Here is a 22012-nt window from a genome sequence, read left to right on the forward strand (position 1 = left end):
AAATCATTGTATGAGAATCCTGATCAGTAATGACGACGGCTACCTGGCGCCGGGCATCAACGCGCTGGCCGAGGCCCTTGCACCCATCGCCGACATCGTGGTCGTCGCGCCCGACAGCAACCGCTCCGGCGCCTCCAATTCGCTGTCGCTGGACCGGCCGCTGTCGGTGCAGCGGGCCGCCAACGGTTTCTATTTTGTTAACGGCACGCCGACCGACTGCGTCCACGTCGCGCTGACCGGCATGCTGGACTACCGGCCCGACCTGGTGGTGTCCGGCATCAACAACGGCCCCAATATGGGCGACGACACGCTGTATTCGGGCACCGTCGCCGCCGCCACCGAGGGCTATCTGTTCGGCATACCCGCCATCGCCTTCTCGCAGGGCGCCTACGGCTGGGAGCACATCGAAGACGCCGCCCGTCATGCGCGCGACATCATCCAGCGCTATTATGAAACGTTGCCGGCGCCGTATCTGCTGAACGTCAACATCCCCAACCGCCCCTACGAGCAGCTGACCACCCCGGTCGCCACGCGGCTGGGCCGGCGTCACCAGGCCGAGCCTGTGATACGGGCCAAGGATCCGCGCGGCAGGGAAATTTTCTGGATCGGCCCGCCGGGTGCGACCAAGGACGCGGGCGAGGGCACGGATTTCCATGCCTGCGCCCAGGGACAGACCTCGATCACGCCGCTGCAGATCGACCTGACCCACCAAACTCAACGCGATGCATTGGCAAAGGCCCTGGCATGAACGAGAAGAACCGTAGCTTTCCCCTCCCGCTATCCTCGGTAGTCGACAAGGGGGCCAAGAAGGCGACGGTGTTCGCGCCGGTGGCCACGCCGCAGACGGCGACCCAGAACGCGGCCCGCCACGTGCCGCCGCAGCACGGTTATTCCAACGCGCGGCCGGTGGCGGCGCCGTCCAAGTCGCACAGCTACGCGATGGAGCGGGCGCAGCCGGCGGTGGCCCAGGCGCCGCGCGGCAATCCGCTGGTGTCCGACGCGGTGCGCCGCGCCATGGTGCAGCGCATTGCCAGGCAGGGCGTCAAGGATGCGGTGGTGCTGGGCGCGATGGAGAACGTGCCGCGCCACATGTTCATGGACGAGGCGCTGGCCTCGCAAGCCTATATCGACGCGTCGCTGCCGATCGGCCACCACCAGACCATCTCCCAGCCCTACATCGTCGCCCGCATGATCGAGGTGATGCGCAACGGCGGCCCCTTGCAGCGCGTGCTGGAAATCGGCACCGGTTGCGGCTACCAGGCGGCGGTGCTGTCCTGCGTGGCGCAGGAGGTGTATTCGATCGAGCGCATCAAGCCGCTGCACGAGCTGGCCAAGGCCAATCTGCGGCCGCTGCGCGTGCCGAACCTGCGTTTGCACTACGGAGATGGTATGCTAGGCCTGCCGCAAGCGGCCCCGTTCGACGGTATCATCCTGGCCGCCGCCGGTCTGGAAGTGCCGCAAGCACTGCTGGAGCAGCTGACCATGGGCGGTCGGCTGGTGGCGCCGGTGGGCGCGCGCGCGCAGCACCTGGAATTAATTACACGCATCGGCAAGGCGGAGTGGACCAGACTAACGCTGGAAGACTGCCATTTCGTCCCGCTGCGTCCGGGCACAATATGATGTGCCCGTACCATTAGATTAAGATGAGAATGACAAATAAAAGCAACCTGCTCGCATTGAGCTTTGCGCTCGCTTTCTTGAGCGCCTGTAGCACCACCCCGAATCAGGCACCGGTCGTCGACCGCACCGTGCCACCGCCAGTCAAACCCGCCACCCCCAGCGAAACGGCGCAGATCGCCCGCGACGAGCGTGGCCTGTACACGGTCAAGAAGGGCGACACGCTGATCCGCATCGCGCTGGAATACGGCCAGAACTACCGCGACCTGGTGACGTGGAATAACCTCGCCAACCCGAACGATATCAAGGTCGACCAGGTGCTGCGCGTGCTGCCGCCGGACAGCGCGGCCGGCAATGGCGTGCAGACCGGCGCCATCGTCATGCCGCCGCCGGACAAGACGCCGCCACCGCCGCCTGTGGTCAAGAAAACCGAGCCGAAAGGCGAGAAAAAAGCCTACTCGGAAAGCGCGCTGGCCGAGCTGCAGCGCCCCGAGGGCAGCGGCAAGAGCGAGGGCAACGGCGGCAGCATCAAACCGTCGCCGGCCGTCGTCGCCGCGCCGCCGGTCGCGGCGGCGGCCGCATCGTCCGCCGCCAGTGCCGAAGATGAAAAACTGAGCTGGATGTGGCCGTCCGACGGCCGCGTCATCGCCACCTTCGATGAAGGCAAGAACAAGGGCGTCGATATCGCCGGCAAGGCGGGCCAGCAAGTCGTGGCTGCCGGGGCCGGAAAAGTGATGTATGCCGGCAGCGGCATCCGCGGATATGGTAATCTCGTTATTGTGAAACACAGTAATAGCTTGTTGTCGGCCTACGCCCACAATCGCACGATAGTGGTCAAGGAAGGCCAGAGCGTGAGCAAGGGACAAATGATTGCGGAAATGGGCGATTCCGACGCCGACTCCGTCAAACTGCACTTTGAAATCAGGCAGCAGGGCAAACCGGTGGACCCGTCCAGATTCCTGCCTAACCGCTAGACTAGCCATGACACAGACGCCGCACGACCCGATGGATGACGACTCGGCCCCGGACGAATTCCCGGACGAGAGCAATGATGATGTCGCCATCGAATCGGCGGACGGCGAAGCCGAAGTCGCCGAACCCGCTGCGGTGCTGGAAAGCGTCGATGAATTGAAGAAAGTGCTGGCGGCCGAGCTGTCGACCGACACCACCCAGCACTACCTGAACCAGATCGGCACCCGGCCGCTGCTGACGGCGCCGCAGGAAGTACACTACGCCACGCTGGCCAAGGCCGGCGATTTCAGCGCCCGCCAGACCATGATCGAACACAATCTGCGTCTGGTGGTGTCCATCGCCAAGCACTACATCAACCGCGGCGTGGTCCTGCTCGACATGATCGAGGAGGGCAACATCGGCCTGATGCGCGCCATCGACAAGTTCGAGCCGGAGCGCGGCTTCCGCTTCTCCACCTACGCCACCTGGTGGATACGCCAGAGCATAGAGCGCGCGATCATGAACCAGGCCCGCACGGTGCGCCTGCCGGTGCACATGGTGCGCGAGCTGAACCAGATCCTGCGCGGCAAATACCACCTCGAAGCCCAGCACCACAACGGCAAGGACGCCACCGCCGAGGACATCGCCGAGCTGGTCGGCCGCCCGGTGGAGGAGGTGCAGGACATCCTGGCGCTGTCCGAGCACGCCACTTCGCTCGACGCGCCGCTGGACAACGATCCGCAATCGTCGCTGATGGACATGCTGCCCGGCGACGCCGAGGACAGCCCCGACGCCCGCGCCGAGCACCACGAGATGACGCTGCTGGTGCGCGACTGGCTGACCAAGCTGCCGGACAAGCAGCGCATCGTCATCATGCGCCGCTTCGGCCTCGACAACGACGACCCGGCCACGCTGGAAACCCTGGCCGAGGAAATGGGCGTCACCCGCGAGCGCGTGCGCCAGATCCAGCAGGAAGCGCTGGTCAAGCTGAAACGGGCCATGGCCGCGCGCGGCGTGGTGCGCGATTCCCTGCTGTAGTCCCTTCCCATTCTGCTATCATATCGGCCCCGGCAACTGCTTGCCGGCGCTAGCCATTCCCAATCCAATATTGAACGTTATGCAAGAAAATACAATCTTCATCAAGTCGCTCGACATGGACGCCCGCGGCGTCGGCCATCTGCAAAATGAAGACGGCTCCCAAGGTAAAGTGGTGTTTGTCGAAGGCGCCTTGCCCGGCGAGACGGTGAAATTCACCACGTTCAAGAAGAAGAAAAACTGGGAAATGGCGCGCATGGACGAGCTGCTGCACGAATCCCATATGCGCGTGCAGCCGAAGTGCGTGCACTTTGAAATGTGCGGCGGCTGCTCGATGCAGCACCTGGAGCCGACCGCGCAGGTGGCGATCAAGCAGCGCGTGCTGGAAGACAATCTGCAGCACATCGGCAAGGTGCGTCCGCTGTCGGTGATGCGCCCGATGTATGGCCCGACCTGGGGCTACCGCTACCGCGCGCGCCTGTCGGTGCGCCACGTGGCCAAGAAGAACACGGTGCTGGTCGGCTTCAAGGAAAAGAAAACCATCTTCGTGGCCGACATCCAGAGCTGCCAGATCCTGCCCAAGCATGTGTCGGACCTGCTGCTGCCGCTGCGCGCGCTGATCGGCTCGATGACCTTGTTCGACCAGATCCCGCAGATCGAAGTCGCCATCGGCGAAGGCGTGACCGCGCTGGTGCTGCGCATCATGGCGCCGCTGGGCAACGGCGACGACGCCAAGCTGAAGGCCTTCGCCGACCAGCACAACATCCAGTTCTGGCTGCAGACCAAGGGCCCGGAAACGGCCGCGCCGTACTATCCGCTGGACCAGGAGCTGTACTACCTGCTGCCGGAATTCGGTATCAAGATGCCATTCAAGCCGGTCGATTTCACGCAGGTGAACCACTACATCAACCGGGTGCTGGTGGCCAAGGCCTTGCGCCTGCTGGAGGTGCAGCCTGAAGACCGCGTGGCCGACCTGTTCTGCGGCCTGGGCAACTTCACGCTGCCGCTGGCGACGCAGGCGCGCGAAGTGGTGGGCATCGAAGGCGCGACCTCGCTGACCGAGCGCGCGCTGGACAACGCCAAGGCCAACGGCCTGTCCGACAAGACGACCTTCTACACCCGCAACCTGTTTGAAGTGACGGCCGATCACCTGGTCGAGCTGGGTAAGTTCGACCGCATGCTGATCGACCCGCCGCGCGACGGCGCCATGGCGCTCAGCGAAGCGCTGGTGGCGTTGAGCCAGACCCGCGCCGATCTGCTGCCCAAGCGTATCGTCTACGTGTCGTGCAGCCCGTCCACGCTGGCGCGGGACGCCGGCATCCTGGTCAATGCCGGCTATGTGCTCGACAAGGCAGGCGTGGTCAATATGTTCCCGCACACTTCGCACGTGGAGTCGATGGGTGTGTTCAACCTCGCCTGATGTATTTCCGGTAATGTTGTTGACTTTGCCCGGGGCGTTTGCAACACTGGTCTGATTCTTCATCAGCACCGGAGTTGGCATGCGCCTCCTGTCCCGCTTTATCGGCATGGCTGCCCTGTGCAGCCTGCCGCTGGCCGTTCTGGCCCAAACCACCGTCACCTCCTTTTCTCCCAGCGGCGTCGTCAAAGGCGTGCGCCAGGTCACGGCGCGCTTCAGCGGCCAGATGGTCCCTTTGGGCGACATGCGCCTGGGCGATCCCTTCACTGTCGACTGTCCGGAAGAGGGCAAGGGCCGTTGGATAGACGGCAAAAACTGGAGCTACGATTTCGTCCGCGACTTGCCGGCCGGCGTGGCATGCAGCTTCACGCTGAAGAGCGACGCCCAAGACCTGGCGGGCAAGCCGATCGCCGGCGAACGCCGTTTCGCCTTTAACACCGGCGGTCCCGCGATTGTTCAATCGGTGCCGCGCGAGGGCGCGTCGGACATCGACGAACAGCAGATCTTCATCCTCGGCCTCGATGCGCCGGCCGGCGACGACACCGTCGCCGCCAACGCCTGGTGCCGCGCCGAAGGCGTCAACGAGAAGATCGGCGTGCGCGTGCTGAAAGGCGCGGAGCGCGAGCAGATACTGGAGCAGCGCAAATCCTTCACCGACCGCTATCTCACGCTGTACTTCAAGGCACGCGGCGTGGTGTGGGGCGCCACCACCAAGGTGCGCAGCAAGCGCCTGGAACAGCTGCCGCTGACGGTCCTGCAATGCAAGCGCCGCCTGCCGGCGAATGCGGACGTGTCGCTGGTCTGGGGCGCGGGCATCACCGCCGACAGCGGCATCGTCACCACGCACGACCAGACCTGGTCGTACAAGACCCGGCGCGAATTCACCGCCAGTTTCAGCTGCGACCGATTGAAGGTTGATGGCGGCTGCATTCCCTTCCTGCCGATGCGTGTGCAGTTCACCGCGCCTATCCGCATGGCCGACGCGCTGGCCATCAAGCTGACCGGCCCTGGCGGCAAAACCTTCAAGGCCGGCGTCGACAAGGAGGAGGCCAAGGCCGAATATGTCAGCTGGCTGACCATCAACGGACCGTTCCCCGAGAAGTCCAAACTGACGCTGTCGCTGCCGGCCGGCTTGAAGGACGACGCCAACCGGGCCTTATTGAATCAGGCGCGCTTCCCGATGACGGTGCAGACCGACGCACAGCCGCCGCTGGTCAAATTCCCTGCGCGCTTCGGCATCATCGAGGCCAGGGGCGACCGCCTGCTGCCGGTCACGGTGCGCAATATCGAGGGTAGCCTGGCAGGCCGTACGTCGCGGGTCGACGGCGCCGCCTTGCGCGTCAACGATAGCGCGGTCGCACAGGATGAACAGGACAAGCAGATCATGGCCTGGCTGCGCCGCATGTCCGGCTACGGCTGGGAGCCGCAGGAGCTGTACGGCGACGCGCTGTACAAGCCGCTGCTGGGCGACAGCAAGCGCGCGCCGGCCGCCGCGGTCGAGCGCTTCACCATGCCCAAGCCGGGCGGCAAGCAGGCGTTCGAAGTGGTCGGCATCCCGCTGCGCAAGCCTGGCTTCTACGTGGTCGAACTGGCCAGCCCCAAGCTGGGCGCGGCGCTGAACGACAAGCCTTCCATCGCCTACGTCAGCTCGGCGGCGCTGGTGACGAACATGGTGGCGCACTTCAAGCGCGGCGCGCAATCGTCGCTGGTGTGGGTCACGTCGCTGGACAAGGGCAAGCCCGTGCCGCAGGCGCAGGTGACGGTGCGCGATTGCGCCGGCAAGCAGGTGTGGCAGGGCGCCACCGACGGCATGGGCGTGGCCCGTATCGCGCAGGAGCTGGTGGAAGGCCGCTGCGACAATACCAGCGGCTACTTCATCAGCGCGCGCAGCGGCGCCGACATGACCTTTACGCTGTCCAGCTGGACGCGCGGCATCGAGAGCTGGCGCTTCAACCTGCCGACGGAAGACAGCAGCGCCGACACCGTCATCGCCGCCACCGTCTTCGACCGCACGCTGCTGCGCGCCGGCGAGACGGTGCACATGAAGCACTTCCTGCGCCGCCATGTGCAGCAGGGCATTGCGCTGGTCGGCGCGGGCGACGCGCAGCGCAAGGCGCAGCCGGGCAGCATGTTCCTCATGCATGAAGGCAGCGAGCAGAAATACGAACTGCCGATCAGCTGGAGCGCCAACGGCAGCGCGGAAAATCAATGGGTGATCCCGGCCGACGCGAAGCAGGGATGGTACCAGGTCATGCTGGGTGGCCGCACTGCGGGACGCTTCCGCGTCGAGCAGTTCCGCGTGCCGACCATGAAAGCCGTCCTGCAAGGACCGAAGACGCCTGCCATCCAGGCGCCGTCGGTGGATCTGGATGTGCAGCTCAGCTACCTGTCCGGCGGCGCGGGCGGCGCTCCAGTGCAGCTGCGCACCGTGGTGCAGGACAAGGCGGTCAGCTTTGAAGACTATGCGGACTTCACCTTCAGTACCGGCGATGTCAAGGTCGGCGTCGAGCGCGGCAACGGCGCTTTCGATGAAGACGAAGGCATGTTCGACGAGGGGGAAACCGATGCTGGCACAGGTAATGGCGCGGTCAGCGGCCCCGCCGGCATCAAGACCCGCAGCCTGGCGCTGGACAAGGCCGGCGGCGCCCGCATCACGCTCGATCAACTGCCGGTGGTGCAGACCCCGCGCGACCTGACCGCCGAAATGTCCTACCAGGATGCCAACGGCGAAACACTGTCCGTCTCCACGCGCATCCCATTGTGGCCGTCCAGTTATGTGATCGGCATACAGCCGGACGGCTGGGTGCTGAGCAAGGATGCGCTGAAGTTCCAGGTGGTGGTGCTCGACCTGCAAGGCAAGCCTGTGGCGGATGCTCCTGTGTCTGTGGACTTCTTCCAGCGGCAGTCGTACTCGCATCGACGCCGTCTCATCGGCGGCTTCTACGCCTACGAGAACAACAGCGAGGTCAAGGCCTTGGGCGCCGCCTGCGAAGGCAAGACCGACAACAAGGGCCTGCTGATCTGCCAGGTCAAGGCGCCCGCATCGGGCAACCTGATCCTGCGCGCCAAAACGCAGGATGCGCAGCAGCGCGTGACGATGACCAACCGCGAAACCTGGGTGGCCGACGGCGCCGACTGGTGGTTCAACGCCACCGACAACGACCGCATCGACCTGCTGCCGGAGAAGAAGCGTTACGAGCCGGGCGAAACGGCCAGCTTCCAGGTGCGCATGCCGTTCCGTGAAGCGACCGCGCTGATCACGGTGGAGCGCGAAGGCGTCATCGATACCTATGTGCGGCCGTTGTCGGGCAGCGCGCCGGTGTTCACCATCCCGGTCAAGAACAGCTATGCGCCGAATGTGTACGTGTCGGCGCTGGTGGTGCGCGGCCGCGTGGCCAGCGTGCAGCCGACCGCGCTGGTCGACCTGGGCAAGCCCGCCTACAAACTGGGGATCACGCCGCTGCGCGTGGGCTGGTCGGCCAATGAGCTGAAGGTTCAGGTGACGGCGGACAAGCCGGTCTACAACATCCGCGACAAGGCCACGGTGGCGGTCAAGGTCACACGTGCGGACGGCTCTGCGCCGCCCGCCGGTGCGGAGGTGGCGCTGGCGGCGGTCGATGTCGGCCTGCTGGAGCTGATGCCCAACACCAGCTGGGATCTGCTGGAAGCGATGATGCAGCAGCGCAGCCTGCAGGTGCAGACGGCGACCGCGCAGATGCAGGTGGTCGGCAAGCGCCACTTCGGCCGCAAGGCCGTGCCGCACGGCGGTGGCGGCGGCAAGGGCGCGGGGCGTGAGCTGTTCGACACGCTGCTGTTCTGGAAGGGGCGCGTCGCGCTGGACGCCAACGGCGAAGCCACGGTGCAGGTGCCGATCAACGATTCGTTGACGGCGTTCCGCATCGTCGCCATCGCCAGCGCCAACGCAGACTTGTTCGGCACCGGCCGCACCGAGGTGCGCAGCTCGCAGGATTTGATACTGCTGTCAGGCCTGCCCGCGCTGGTGCGCGAGGGCGACCGCTTCCGCGCCGGCTTCACGCTGCGTAACACCACCGACGCCGCCGTCAAGGTCGCGCTGACCGCCAACGCGGGCGGCAAGGCGCTGGCGCCGCAGCAGTTGTCGCTGGAGGCGGGACAGGCCCAGGATATCGGCTGGGATTATCAGGTGCCGCTGAATGTCAGTTCGCTGGCGTGGGACGTGAGCGCCAGCATCGTGGCCGCAGGCGAGGGCGGTCCTGCGTCGCGGGACCGCTTGAAGGTCAAGCAGAAAGTGGTGGCCGCCGTGCCGGTGCGGACCACGCAAGCCACGCTGCTGCAACTGGACGGCAAACAGACGATGAAGGTCCGCCTGCCGGACGATGCGCTGCCGGGACGCGGCGGCGTGCAGGCACAGTTCAGCGCCCGCCTGGGCAGCGATCTGCCGGGCGTGCGCGATTACATGAGCGCTTACCCGTATCGTTGCTTCGAGCAGGTCAGCTCGCGCGCCATCGCGCTGCATGACAAGGCGATGTGGCAGTCGGCGGTCGATACGCTGCCGGCGCACTTGGATGCCGATGGCCTGGTCAAGTACTTCGCCAGCATGCAGCAGGGCTCCGACTCGCTGACCGCCTATGTGCTGTCGGCCTCGCAGGAAGCCGGTTACGACATCCCTGCGGAACTGAAGGGCCGCATGGAGACGGGCCTGATGGGTTTCGTGCAGGGCAAAGTGGTGCGCTACTCGTCGCTGCCGACCGCCGACCTGGCGATCCGCAAGGTGGCTGCGCTGGAGGCGCTGTCGCGCTCCAACGGCATCCTGCCGGAAGCGCTGGAGTCCTTCACCGCCGAGCCTAACCTGTGGCCGACGTCCGCCGTCATCGACTGGTACCTGGTGCTCAAGCGCTCGCCGAAGCTGCCGATGCGCGCGCAGCGGCTGGCGCAGGCCGACCAGATCCTGCGTTCGCGCCTGAACCTGCAAGGCACGACGATGGGCTTCTCGACCGAGCGCACCGACGACTGGTGGTGGCTGATGGCGTCCGCCGACACCAACGCCAACCGCCTGCTGCTGGCGATGGCGGACAACCCGGCCTGGAAGGACGACATGGGCCGCCTGGCGCGCGGCGCGCTGGGACGCCAGAAGAAAGGTCGTTGGGGCACGACGGTGGCCAACGCCTGGGGCACGCTGGCGATCGACCGCTTCTCGCAGAAGTTCGAGAGCGTGGCCGTCATCGGCACCAGCAGCGCCACGCTGGCGCAGGCCAGCAAGAGCATCGCTTTCGGCGGCACGTCCCAGGGCGGCAATGCGATGCTGCCTTGGCCGCGCGGTACCGGCGAGCTGGAACTGAACCACGCCGGCACTGGCAAGCCGTGGGTGACGGTGCAGACGCTGGCCGCGTTGCCGTTGAAGGCGCCGGTATCGAGCGGCTACAAGATCGCCAAGACCATCACGCCGGTGGAGCAGAAGAAGGCCGGTGTCTGGTCGCGTGGCGATGTCTATCGCGTGCACCTGGACCTGGAGGCGCAGTCGGACATGACCTGGGTCGTGGTGGACGATCCGATTCCGGCCAGCGCCACGGTGCTCGGTTCCGGGCTGGGACGCGATTCGCAGCTGCTCAGCGCGGGCAACAAGAGCACCGGCTGGACCTGGCCGGTGTTCGAGGAGCGCACCTTCGAGGGCTATCACGCGTTCTACCAGTTCGTCCCGAAAGGTAAGTGGAGCGTGGAGTACACTGTGCGTTTGAATAATCCGGGCCAGTTCAACCTGCCGACTACGCGTGTCGAAGCGATGTACAGCCCGGAGATGTTTGGCGAAGCGCCGAATGCACCGATGAGCGTGAAATGAAACTGATCGCAGCAAGCTTGCTGGCGCTGGCCGGCGCCGCACATGGCGCCGCGCCGAATGCCGATGCGTTGAGCGTTCCGACGCCGGAGCAGGTGCGCGCCGGCTACCGCTCCTCGGAGGCCGAACTGCTGGACCGCAACGGCCAGCCGGTGCAGTCGCTGCGCATCGACATGAAGGTACGCCGCCTGCCGTGGGTGGCGCTGGCCGACATCTCGCCCAGCCTGCCGGCCGCCGTGCTGCAAGCCGAAGACCAGCGCTTCTACGAACACGGAGGCGTGGACTGGAGCGCGGCCACCAAGGCCGCCTGGGATAACCTGTTCCGCAACCGTCCGCGTGGCGCCTCCACCATCACCATGCAGCTGGCTGCGCAGCTGGACCCGCATCTGCAAGCCTCCGCCAAGGGGCGCAGCTGGGGGCAGAAGTGGGACCAGATCAAGGCCGCCCGCGAGATCGACGCCAGCTGGACCAAGCCGCAGATCATGGAAGCCTATCTGAACCTGGTGTCCTTCCGCGGCGAGCTGCAAGGCGTGGGCGCGGCGGCGCGGGGTTTGTTCGGCAAGGCGCCATCGGGACTGAACCTGACCGAATCGATGATCCTGGCCAGTCTGCTGCGCGGACCGGGCGCGGCGCCCAAGGTGGTGTGGCAGCGCGCCTGTGCGCTGTCGCGCGAGCTCAAGGCGCCGGCCACCTGTAGCGAGATCGAACTGCGGACCATGATCGCGATGAGCCGCCCGCTGCTGGCGGCCGATCTGCCGCCGGCGCCGCAGGTGGCGCAGCAGTTGCTGACCAGCGGCGGACAGTCGGTGCGCAGCACGCTCGACGCCGACCTGCAGCGCTACGCGCAGACGGCCTTGCGCCAGCAGCTGATGTCGCTGAGAACGCGCAACGTCAACGACGGCGCGGTGGTGGTGCTCGATAACGCCAGCGGCGAGATCCTGGCTTACGTCGGCAATGCCGGCACCGGCGAGGTCGATGGCGTGGCGGCGCTGCGGCAGGCCGGGTCCACGCTCAAGCCCTTTCTGTACGAGCTGGCGCTGGAGCGCAGGCTGATCACGGCGGCGTCGGTGATGGACGATACGGCGATCGATATCTCCACGCCGACCGGCCTGTATATCCCGCAGAACTACGACAAGGAATTCAAGGGCCACGTCAGCGTGCGCACCAGCCTCGCCAGCTCGCTCAACGTGCCGGCGGTGCGTACGCTGGTGATGACGGGCCTGGACCGTTTCTATGAGCGCCTGCACGACGTCGGCTTGAACAGCCTGACCGAATCGCCGGACTACTACGGCTATTCGCTGGCGCTGGGATCGGCCGAGGTCACGCTGCTGGAGCTGAGTAACGCTTATCGCACGCTGGCCAACGGCGGCGTGTATGGTCCGGTGACGCTGGCGCCGCGCGCGGCCGCGCAGCCGGCGTCGCGCCGGGTGCTCGATGCCAGGGCCGCCTTCATCATCGGCGACATCCTGTCCGACCGCGCGGCGCGCAGCCTGACCTTCGGCCTCAAGAACGAGCTGGCCACGACCTTCTGGAGCGCGGTCAAGACCGGCACCAGCAAGGACATGCGCGACAACTGGTGCATGGGCTACACGGACCGGTACACGGTGGGCGTCTGGGTCGGCAACTTCGACGGACAGTCGATGTGGGATGTCTCCGGCGTCAGCGGCGCGGCGCCGGTGTGGCGCGACGTGATGGACTACCTGCATCGCGGCCAGCCCGGCAGGGCGCCGCAGCCGCCGGCTGGTGTGGTGCGCCAGCAGATCGTCTACCAGCCGGCACTGGAATCGGCGCGGGGCGAATGGTTCATCGCCGGCACCGAAAGCCCGGTCATCGCGCTGGTGCAGGAGACGCAGCGCGCGCCGAAGATCCTGTACCCGGGCGAAGCGAGCATCATCGCCATCGATCCCGATATCCCGGATGCGATCCAGCGCGTGTTTTTCCAGGCGCAGGGCGGGAAGGGCTTGTCGTGGCGCCTGGACGGGGCCGACCTCGGCCAGGCCAGCGCCGACTACGCCTGGCGCCCCGTCCCCGGCCCGCACCAGCTGGCCTTGATCGACGCCAGCGCCCAAGTCGTCGCCACCACCCGCTTCCACGTCCGCTAACCCTGGGGTCAAGTCTGACATTTGGACACGGCCTCTGCCGTAGCAACGGTTACGGCAGAGGCCGTGTCCAAATGTCAGACTTGACCCCACCATAAAAAAAGCCGGCGCTGGGCCGGCTTTCGAGGGTGCTGCGGTGTCGCTTAGTCGCGGTTGCCGCCGAAGATGCCCAGCAGCGACAGCAGGTTGACGAAGATGTTGTACACGTCCAGGTAGATGTTCAGCGTGGCGCGGATGTAGTTGGTCTCGCCGCCGTTGATGATCTGCTGCACGTCATACAGGATGTAGGCCGAGAAGATCGCGATCGCCACCACCGAAATCACGATCGCCAGCGCCGGGATGCCCAGGAAGATGTTGGCGACCGATGCCAGCAGGATCACCACCACGCCCGCGAACAGCCAGTTGGCCATGCCCGAGAAGTCGCGCTTCGATACCGTGGCGATGGTCGCCAGCACCGCGAACACCGACGCCGTGCCGCCAAACGCGGCCATGATCAGGAAGCCGCCGTTGGAGAAGCCCAGGATGCGCGACAGCAGCGGCGTCAGCCACAAGCCCATGAAGAAGGTGAAGCCCAGCAGCAGGGCCACGCCCAGGCCCGAATCCTTGTTCTTCTCAATGCCCCAGATGAAGCCGAAGGCGATCCCCAGGAACAGCAGCGCCATCAGCCCGCCGCCCAGCGGCAGGTGCAGCGAGACGCCCAGCACCGCGCCAAAAATGGTCGGTACCATCGACAGCGCCAGCAGCCAGTAGGTGTTGCGCAGCACTTTGTGCTGCACCGACTGGCGGCTTCCCGCCAGGTCGTAGGTGTTTTGCATGTTGTTCATAGAGAACCTCCTTCATAGTGATTCGAATACCGCTTGCCAAAAGCATAGCACGTCGGGGTAAAAATGCGCAAAATTGCCCCGAAAACCTGCTTAAAGATGGCTTAATACGGCCATACGCCTGATTTTTCCTCGCAAAACAGCCTCCCATGGCCTATCTTGCAAGCTTATCTACTGCCGTTTCTCGGTATATGGGGTGTTCTATGGTAAAATCAAAGGTTGATTGAGTTATCAATTTTGTTTTAAACCTTTCTTTTTATTGGAGTTTTTTAAATGGCAATCGAACGCACCCTGTCGATCATCAAACCAGACGCAGTTGCAAAAAACGTAATCGGCCAAATCTACAGCCGCTTCGAAGGCGCTGGCCTGAAGATCGTTGCTGCTCAAATGAAGCAACTGTCGCGTGAAGAAGCTGAAGGCTTCTACGCTGCACACAAAGAGCGTGGTTTCTTCAAGGATCTGGTTGACTTCATGGTCTCCGGTCCAGTCATGATCCAAGCTCTGGAAGGCGAAAACGCAGTCCTGAAAAACCGCGAACTGATGGGCGCTACCGATCCTAAGAAGGCTGACAAGGGCACCATCCGCGCCGACTTCGCCGATTCGATCGACGCCAACGCTGTTCACGGTTCCGACGCTGTCGAAGCTGCCGCAGTTGAAATCGCTTACTTCTTCGGTAAGTAATTTTTAGTAGATCCGTTTCCGCGCCGCGGTGCGGAAACGGAATAAATGATTAGTACTGTTTTGAACCTCGAAATGAGCACGACCTTGAACGCACCTCTGACCAACTTGCTGGACTTCGATCCCGCGCAGCTCATCGCCTATTGCGCCGAGTTGGGAGAGAAGCCGTTCCGCGCCAAGCAACTGCAGCGCTGGATCCACCAATTCGGCGCGTCGGATTTCGACAGCATGACCGATCTGGCCAAGTCGCTGCGCGACAAACTGAAGACCCGCGCCCACGTCACGGCGCCGGCCATCATCAGCGACCACACGTCCACCGACGGCACGCGCAAATGGCTGGTCGACGTCGGTAACGGCAACGCGGTCGAAACCGTGTTCATCCCGGAAGAAAACCGCGGCACGCTGTGCATCTCCACCCAGGCCGGCTGCGCCGTCAACTGCCGCTTCTGCTCGACCGGCAAGCAGGGCTTCTCGCGCAATCTGTCGGTGGGCGAGATCATCGGCCAGCTGTGGATGGCGGAATTCGAACTGCGCCGCACCAAGGGCATCGAGCCCGGCCCGAAAGGCGAACGCCAGATCACCAACGTGGTCATGATGGGCATGGGCGAGCCGCTGCTGAACTTCGAGCCGACCGCCACCGCCCTCAAGCTGATGCTGGACGATAACGCCTACGGCCTGTCGCGCCGCCGCGTGACCCTGTCCACCTCCGGCGTGGTGCCGATGATGGACAAGCTGTCGCAGGAAGTGCCGGTGGCGCTGGCCGTCTCGCTGCACGCGTCCAACGACAAGCTGCGCGACAGCCTGATCCCGCTGAACAAAAAATACCCCCTCAAAGAGCTGATGGCCGCCTGCAAGCGCTACCTGGAATTTGCGCCGCGCGACTTCATCACCTTCGAGTACTGCATGCTCGACGGCGTCAACGACTCCGACGAGAACGCCCGTGAACTGCTGGCCCTGGTCCAGGACCGCGAGTTCGGCGTCAACTGCAAATTCAACCTGATTCCGTTCAATCCCTTCCCGGAATCGGGCCTGCTGCGCTCGAAGAACCCGCGCATCAAGGCCTTCGCGCAGATCCTGGTCGACGGCGGCATCGTCACCACCATCCGCAAAACGCGCGGCGACGATATCGACGCCGCTTGCGGCCAGCTGGCCGGCGAAGTCCAGGACCGCACCAAGGTCGCCCAGCGCATGGAAAAGATGGCCGAGTACCAGCAGAAATTCGGCGCCAACTTCGGCAAGATCGTGGAGATTCGTTCCTGATGACCTTCCTGGCGCAGCGGAGCCGGCTCAGTCTCGTCGCCTTGTGCGCGGCAGGGGCGTTGGCCGGCTGTGCATCGCCGGGGCCGGAACGCGGCAACAGCGGCCAGGCCGAACTGGCCACCGTGTCGGACCAGACCGCGGCCCAGCGCAAGGTCGAGATCCGCATGCAGCTGGCGGTCGGCTACTACGAACAGGGCCAGTACCCGTTCGCGCTGGACGAAGTCAAGCTGGCGCTGGCGGCCGATCCGGCCTATGCCGACGGCTACGGCATGCGCGGCCTGATCTACCAGGCGATGGGCGAGTACGGCCTGGCCGAGGATAACTTCGTGCGGGCCCGCAAGCTGGCGCCGGCCAACCCGGATCTGGCCAACAATTACGGCTCTTTCCTGTGCCAGGCCGGCCGCGTTGCCGAGGCGCTGCCGCTGTTCGATGCGGCCCTGGGCAACCGGTCCTACCGTTCGCCGGCCAACGCCGCGAACAACGCCGGTTCCTGCGCACTGAAGATCAAGGATTACGCCAGCGCGGAGCGTTATCTGCTGCAAGCCTTGCAGTTGACGCCCGACCTGCCGGCCACCAACGCCAATCTGGCGCGGGTTTATTTTGAAAAGCGCGATTATGTGCGCGCCAATTTCTTCATTACCCGTCTGAACAAGGTGGCAAAGATGGAGAGCCTGACGGCCGAAGTGCTGTGGCTCGGGATTAAGGTGCAGCATAAAGCGGGCGATACGGGTGCGGAAACCAGCTGGGCGACGCAATTGCGCCGCCACCACCCCGGCTCGACCGAGTATGCTGCTTATCAACGTGGGGCGTTTGATGAGTGAGACAGGGATACCAATGAATTCAGAGTGGGCAGAACCGCCAAAGGACCAGGGCAGCAGCCTGGCCACGCCCGGAGCACAACTGGCAGCCCAGCGCGAAGCGATGGGGCTGACGGTCGAACAGATTGCCGACCAGCTGAAGCTGGCCCCGCGCCAGGTCAAGGCGCTGGAAGCGGGCGACTACGCCGCGCTGCCCAATATGGCCGTGGTGCGCGGTTTCGTGCGCGCCTACGCCAAGGTCGTGAAGATAGACGCTACGCCGCTGGTGGCGATGATTGAAGTGATCTCGCCGACCAGCCATGAGGCTGCGCCGCCGCGCAAGGAAATCGCCGCCACCTTCACCGAGTCGCGCTTCCCGTCGATGACGGGGCGTTCGCCCGGTCCGGCCGCATGGCTGGTCGGCGTGGCCGTCGTGGTGGTGGTTGCCGCCGCCGGCGCGTATGCCTACCAGGCCGGCTTGATCCCGGCCACGCTGTTCCAGCGCTCGGACAAGGATGCATCGGCCAGCGCGACCGCCGAGGCGGCCAAGCCTGCCGACGTGGCCGTGGCGCCGATCGAGACCACGATCGCCAAGCCAGGCCAGGAAACCGCGCCGTTGCAGTCGCCGAGCGTGCCGCTGATTTCGGTGCCGCCGCCAGGCGCTCCGGCGGACGCGGCGCCAGCGACCACGCCGGCAACGACGCCTGCCGCTGCGGCGCCTGCGCCGGCACCGGCCGCGCCGGTTGCGCAAGTGTCGCCGCCAGCGCCGGCGCCTGCTCCGGTGGCAGCCAGCGGTAGCCAGCTGGTGCTGAAAGTGACGCAGGATTCGTGGGTGGAAATCCGCCGCCCGGGCACGACGCCGCTGATTTCGCGGCTGGTGAAAGCCGGCAGCACCGAGACCTTCGATATCAAGGATCCGGCGCTGCTGATCGTCGGCAAACCGGGCGGCGTGGAAGCCACGCTGGGCGGCGCGCCGCTGGCGTTGCCGCCGGTCGCGGGCGGTACGATTTCGCGCGTAAACATCAAATAAGCAAGTTAAAGTACGAATAGAACGATCATGTCTTCAACGCAAACAGCTATTCCTTCGGGACCATTGAATCGCCGCGCCAGCCGCCGCGTGCTGGTGATGCACGGCCAGCGCAAGATCTGGGTGGGCGGCGACGCCCCCGTGGTGGTGCAGTCGATGACCAACACCGACACCGCCAACGTGATCGAAACCGCGATTCAGATCAAGGAACTGGCGCGCGCCGGTTCGGAGCTGGTGCGCCTGACGGTGGACCGTCCTGAAGCCGCTGCCGCCGTGCCCTACATCCGCGAACAGCTGGACAAGATGGAGATCGACGTGCCGCTGGTCGGCGACTTCCACTACAACGGCCACACGCTGCTCAACGACTATCCCGAGTGCGCCAAGGCGCTGTCGAAGTACCGCATCAATCCGGGCAACGTCGGCAAGGGCGCCAAGCGCGACACGCAGTTTGCGCAGATGATCGAAGTGGCCGCGCGCTACGACAAGCCGGTGCGCATCGGCGTCAACTGGGGCAGCCTGGACCAGGCGCTGCTGGCCCGCATCATGGACGAAAACGCCGGCCGCGCCGAGCCGTGGTCCGCGCAGGCGGTGATGTACGAGGCGCTGATCACCTCCGCCATCGAGAACGCCGTGCGCGCCGAAGAACTGGGCCTGGGCCGCGACAAGATCATCCTGTCGTGCAAGGTCTCGGGCGTGCAGGACCTGATCGCCGTGTACCGCGAACTGGCCAAGCGCTGCGACTATCCGCTGCACCTGGGCCTGACCGAAGCGGGCATGGGCAGCAAGGGCATCGTCGCGTCGACGGCCGCGCTGTCGGTGCTGCTGCAAGAGGGCATCGGCGACACCATCCGCATCTCGCTGACGCCGGAACCGGGCGGCGACCGCACCAAGGAAGTCGTGGTCGGCCAGGAGATCCTGCAGACCATGGGCCTGCGCAAATTTACGCCGATGGTGATCGCGTGCCCGGGTTGCGGCCGCACCACCTCGACCACCTTCCAGGAACTGGCCGACAACATCCAGACCTATCTGCGCGACCAGATGCCGGAGTGGAAAAAGACCTATCCGGGCGTGGAGGCGATGAACGTGGCCGTGATGGGCTGCATCGTCAACGGTCCCGGCGAATCGAAGCACGCCAACATCGGCATCAGCTTGCCGGGCACCGGCGAATCGCCGGCCGCGCCGGTGTTCGTCGACGGCGCCAAGTTCGCCACGCTGCGCGGTGATCGCATCGTTGAAGAGTTCCAGGAAATCGTACTGAATTACGTGAAAAAGAATTATGTCCAAAACTGAGAAAATTGTCGCCGTCAAAGGCATGAACGACATCCTGCCGACCGATTCGCATCTGTGGCAGCTGTTTGAAAATACCGCGCAATCGGTAGTGCAGAGCTACGGCTTCCAGCAGATCCGCACGCCTATCGTGGAAAACACCGCGCTGTTCGCGCGCGCCATCGGCGCCGTGACCGACATCGTGGAAAAGGAAATGTATTCGTTCGAAGACTCGATGAACGGCGACAAGCTGACGCTGCGTCCTGAAGGCACGGCCGGCACGGTGCGCGCGGTGATCGAGCATAACCTGGTCTACGAAGGCCCGAAGCGCCTGTGGTACACCGGCCCGATGTTCCGCCACGAGCGTCCGCAGCGCGGCCGCTATCGCCAGTTCTACCAGTTCGGTTGCGAAGCCGTCGGCTTCAACGGCCCGGACGTCGACGCCGAAATGATCATGCTGTGCCGCCGCCTGTGGGATGACCTGGGCCTGGAAAACATCCGCCTCGAACTGAACTCGATCGGCGACGCCGAAGAGCGCGCGCGCCACCGCGTCGACCTGATCGCGTACCTGGAAAAGCACGAAGAGCTGCTCGACGCCGAAGCCAAGCGCCGCCTGCACAGCAATCCTCTGCGCATCCTGGACACCAAGAATCCGGCGCTGCAGGAAATCGTCAACGCCGCGCCGAAGCTGCTGGACTACCTGGGCGAGGAATCGCTGGCCCACTTCAACGGCGTGCGCAAGATCCTCGACCACAACAACATTCCGTACGTGATCAACCCGCGCCTGGTGCGCGGCCTCGATTACTACAACCGCACCGTGTTCGAATGGGTGACGGACGCACTGGGCTCGCAAGGCACCGTGTGCGCCGGCGGCCGTTACGATCCGCTGATCGCCTCGTTCGGCGGCAAGCCGACGCCTGCCGTTGGTTTCGCCATGGGCATCGAGCGCCTGCTGGAACTGATGAAGGAAGCCGGCGAGCCGGAAGCGCCTGGCCAGTGCGACGTCTACCTGGTGCACCAGGGCGAAGCGGCGCAGCTGCAAGCCTTCGTGCTGGGCGAGCGCCTGCGCGACGCCGGCCTGGATGTGGTCATGCACGCCTCGACCGCCAACGGGCCTGGCAGCTTCAAGACCCAGATGAAAAAAGCCGATGGCAGCGGCGCCTCGTTCGCCGTCATCATCGGCGAGGACGAAGTGGCCAACCACACCGCCAGCGTCAAGGCGATGCGCGCGGAAGAGGGCGCGGCGCAGCAATCGACGGTGCCGTTCGACGACGTCGTCGATTTCGTGGTCGACCAGATCACCGACAGCGGCGACCATCACCACCACGTGCACGACGAGCATTGCAATCACTAAGCTGTACTTTCAATAACCCATAACTAGCAGACGAACTGACATGGCATACGATCTCGAAGAACAAGAACAAATTGCAACCCTCAAAGCATGGTGGGACAAGTACGGCAATCTGACCTCGTGGGTACTGATCGCCGGCCTGGCCGCTTATTCGGGCTTTACCGGCTGGAACTACTACCAGCGCACCCAGGCCGCACAAGCGTCGGCGCTGTACGATGAGCTGCAGGCAGCCGTGGGCACCAAGGACAACGCCAAGGTGCTGCGCGCCGCCGGCGACATGGAAAGCAAATTCGGCAGCACCGCCTACGCCTCGATGAGCGCACTGGTCGCGGCCAAGAGCAGCTTCGAAGCGAACGACCTGAAATCGGCCAAGGCCCAGCTGCAGTGGGCTGCCGATCACGGCGGCGACGAGTTCAAGGCGGTGGCCAAGGTACGCCTGGCCGGCCTGCTGCTGGACGAGAAAGCCTACGATGAAGCGCTGAAAGTGCTGGCCGGTGAAGTGGCGCCGCAGTTCGCCGGCTCCGTGGCCGACCGCAAGGGCGACATCCTGGTCGCGCAGAACAAGCTGGTGGAAGCCCGCGCCGCCTACCAGGCCGCGCTGGACGCCACGGACAAGAAGAACCCTGGCCGTCAGCTGATCCAGCTGAAATTCGAAGCCATCGGCGGCTCCGTGCCTGCCGCCAAGGACGCAGCGTAATTCATCGGCGCCGGCCATCGCCGGCGCCTCCAGATCAAGGTTAAAAAATGCGTATTACCGAAAAAGTTATTGCTGCAAGCGTGTTTGCGATGTTGGCCGGTTGTTCCTTGTTCTCGTCCAAAGAAACCAAGAACCTGCCGGCGCCGCTGGTTGAACTGAAGGGCGGTGTCACGCCCAAGACGGTCTGGAAATACTCGTTGGGCAAGGCCGGCACCGCCGTGTTCACCCCGGCGCTGGTGGGCGACAGTCTGTACGTGGCCGACGCCGGCGGCGCGCTGGTGCGCCTGAACGCGGCCACCGGCAAGGAACAATGGCGCATCAAGACCGGTGTCGACCTGACGGCCGGCGTCGGCAGTGACGGCGAGGTAACGGTGGTTGGCGGCGTCAAGGGTGTTATCCTTGCGTTCGACGCCAGCGGCAAGCAGCTGTGGAAGGCCCAGGCCACCAGCGAGGTGCTGTCCTCGCCGGTGGTGGGCGGCGGCGTGGTCATCGTGCGCAGCGTCGACAACCTGATCACCGCGTATGACGCCAAGACCGGCGTCAAGCGCTGGAACGTCACCCGCACCACGCCGGCCCTGACCCTGCGCAACGCGCCGGGCATGGTCATCAACGGTCCGAATGTGTATGTCGCCCAGCCGGGCGGCAAGCTGCTGGCGCTGGTGCTGGCCACCGGCCTGCAGCGCTTCGAGGTGGTGGTCGGCGAACCGCGCGGCGCCACCGAGCTGGAACGCGTGACCGATATCGCCGGCACCCCGGTGATCCTGGAAAAAGATGTGTGCGCCGTGTCGTACCAGGGCCGCGTGGCCTGCTACGACGCCATCACCGGCGCGCCGCACTGGAGCAAGCCTGCCTCGTCCGATGTGGGCGTGGCGGTGGACCAGCGTTTTGTATTCGTCTCCGACGACAAAGGCGAAGTTGCAGCCTATAGCCGTGAAAACGGCAGCAACGCCTGGAAGAACGACAAGCTGGCTTACCGCCGCCTGTCGACGCCTGTGTCCTACGGCCGTGCCGTAGCCGTCGGCGACTACCAGGGTTACATCCATCTCCTGTCGCGGGAAGATGGCGCTTTGCTAGGTCGCGCCGCGACCGATGGCAGCCCGATCCAATCGGACCCTGTCATCGCCGGCACGAATTTGATTTTCCAAACCCAATCAGGGACAGTGACCGCTCTCGCGGTCGAGTAA

At 64.8% G+C, this 22012-nt stretch carries 16 protein-coding genes; 15 read left to right on the plus strand and 1 reads right to left on the minus strand.

Going from position 1 to position 22012, the window contains the following annotated elements:
- Positions 1-10: 10 nt before the first annotated feature.
- From surE to pbpC, 7 genes are all read left to right on the plus strand, one after another.
- Entirely contained in the window at positions 11-748 is a 738-nt protein-coding gene (gene surE / locus DUGA2_RS08220) for a 5'/3'-nucleotidase SurE (RefSeq protein WP_070268610.1), read from the plus strand.
- Complete coding sequence (locus DUGA2_RS08225) at positions 745-1620, plus strand: protein-L-isoaspartate(D-aspartate) O-methyltransferase (protein WP_070268612.1); 876 nt, start codon at positions 745-747, stop codon at positions 1618-1620. Before surE ends, DUGA2_RS08225 begins: the two co-directional genes overlap by 4 nt.
- A gap of 29 nt (positions 1621-1649) precedes the next feature.
- The gene (locus DUGA2_RS08230; protein ID WP_070268614.1) at positions 1650-2591 is read left to right on the plus strand and encodes a peptidoglycan DD-metalloendopeptidase family protein; all 942 of its coding nucleotides are present in this window, start codon (positions 1650-1652) and stop codon (positions 2589-2591) included.
- Between the two features lie 7 nt (positions 2592-2598).
- Positions 2599-3606 carry an RNA polymerase sigma factor RpoS gene (rpoS, locus tag DUGA2_RS08235; RefSeq protein WP_070268616.1) on the plus strand — a complete coding sequence of 336 codons (1008 nt, stop codon included), beginning with the start codon at positions 2599-2601 and terminating at the stop codon, positions 3604-3606.
- A gap of 79 nt (positions 3607-3685) precedes the next feature.
- The gene (rlmD, locus tag DUGA2_RS08240) at positions 3686-5023 is read left to right on the plus strand and encodes a 23S rRNA (uracil(1939)-C(5))-methyltransferase RlmD (RefSeq protein ID WP_070268617.1); all 1338 of its coding nucleotides are present in this window, start codon (positions 3686-3688) and stop codon (positions 5021-5023) included.
- Between the two features lie 79 nt (positions 5024-5102).
- Positions 5103-10835: an alpha-2-macroglobulin gene (locus tag DUGA2_RS08245; protein WP_070268619.1), complete on the plus strand. Its 5733-nt coding sequence runs from the start codon at positions 5103-5105 to the stop codon at positions 10833-10835.
- Positions 10832-12934, plus strand: coding sequence for a penicillin-binding protein 1C (gene pbpC / locus DUGA2_RS08250; protein WP_070268621.1), 2103 nt, complete (start codon positions 10832-10834; stop codon positions 12932-12934). Before DUGA2_RS08245 ends, pbpC begins: the two co-directional genes overlap by 4 nt.
- A gap of 140 nt (positions 12935-13074) precedes the next feature.
- Here pbpC and DUGA2_RS08255 read toward each other — a convergent pair whose 3' ends face one another.
- Positions 13075-13755 carry a Bax inhibitor-1/YccA family protein gene (locus DUGA2_RS08255; RefSeq protein WP_070268623.1) on the minus strand — a complete coding sequence of 227 codons (681 nt, stop codon included), beginning with the start codon at positions 13753-13755 and terminating at the stop codon, positions 13075-13077.
- A 270-nt stretch (positions 13756-14025) separates the two neighbouring features.
- Between DUGA2_RS08255 and ndk the strand changes: the two genes are divergently transcribed.
- The 8 genes from ndk (at position 14026) to bamB (ending at position 22012) form a co-directional block, all read left to right on the plus strand.
- Complete coding sequence (gene ndk, locus DUGA2_RS08260; RefSeq protein ID WP_070268627.1) at positions 14026-14433, plus strand: nucleoside-diphosphate kinase; 408 nt, start codon at positions 14026-14028, stop codon at positions 14431-14433.
- Between the two features lie 72 nt (positions 14434-14505).
- The gene (rlmN, locus tag DUGA2_RS08265) at positions 14506-15690 is read left to right on the plus strand and encodes a 23S rRNA (adenine(2503)-C(2))-methyltransferase RlmN (protein WP_070268632.1); all 1185 of its coding nucleotides are present in this window, start codon (positions 14506-14508) and stop codon (positions 15688-15690) included.
- Positions 15690-16511: a type IV pilus biogenesis/stability protein PilW gene (gene pilW, locus DUGA2_RS08270; protein ID WP_070268637.1), complete on the plus strand. Its 822-nt coding sequence runs from the start codon at positions 15690-15692 to the stop codon at positions 16509-16511. Before rlmN ends, pilW begins: the two co-directional genes overlap by 1 nt.
- A 13-nt stretch (positions 16512-16524) precedes the next feature.
- Complete coding sequence (locus DUGA2_RS08275; RefSeq protein WP_070268639.1) at positions 16525-17517, plus strand: helix-turn-helix domain-containing protein; 993 nt, start codon at positions 16525-16527, stop codon at positions 17515-17517.
- A 27-nt stretch (positions 17518-17544) separates the two neighbouring features.
- Entirely contained in the window at positions 17545-18804 is a 1260-nt protein-coding gene (ispG, locus tag DUGA2_RS08280; RefSeq protein ID WP_070268640.1) for a flavodoxin-dependent (E)-4-hydroxy-3-methylbut-2-enyl-diphosphate synthase, read from the plus strand.
- Positions 18791-20134, plus strand: a complete 1344-nt coding sequence (gene hisS, locus DUGA2_RS08285) for a histidine--tRNA ligase (RefSeq protein WP_070268641.1) — start codon at positions 18791-18793, stop codon at positions 20132-20134. The genes ispG and hisS overlap by 14 nt, the downstream gene beginning before the upstream one ends.
- Positions 20135-20174: 40 nt before the next feature.
- Positions 20175-20828, plus strand: a complete 654-nt coding sequence (locus DUGA2_RS08290; RefSeq protein ID WP_070268642.1) for a tetratricopeptide repeat protein — start codon at positions 20175-20177, stop codon at positions 20826-20828.
- Between the two features lie 47 nt (positions 20829-20875).
- Positions 20876-22012: an outer membrane protein assembly factor BamB gene (gene bamB, locus DUGA2_RS08295; RefSeq protein WP_070268646.1), complete on the plus strand. Its 1137-nt coding sequence runs from the start codon at positions 20876-20878 to the stop codon at positions 22010-22012.

Origin of the sequence: Duganella sp. HH101, from assembly GCF_001758795.1 — a bacterium.
GTDB classification, from domain to species: Bacteria; Pseudomonadota; Gammaproteobacteria; order Burkholderiales; family Burkholderiaceae_D; genus Rugamonas; species Rugamonas rivuli.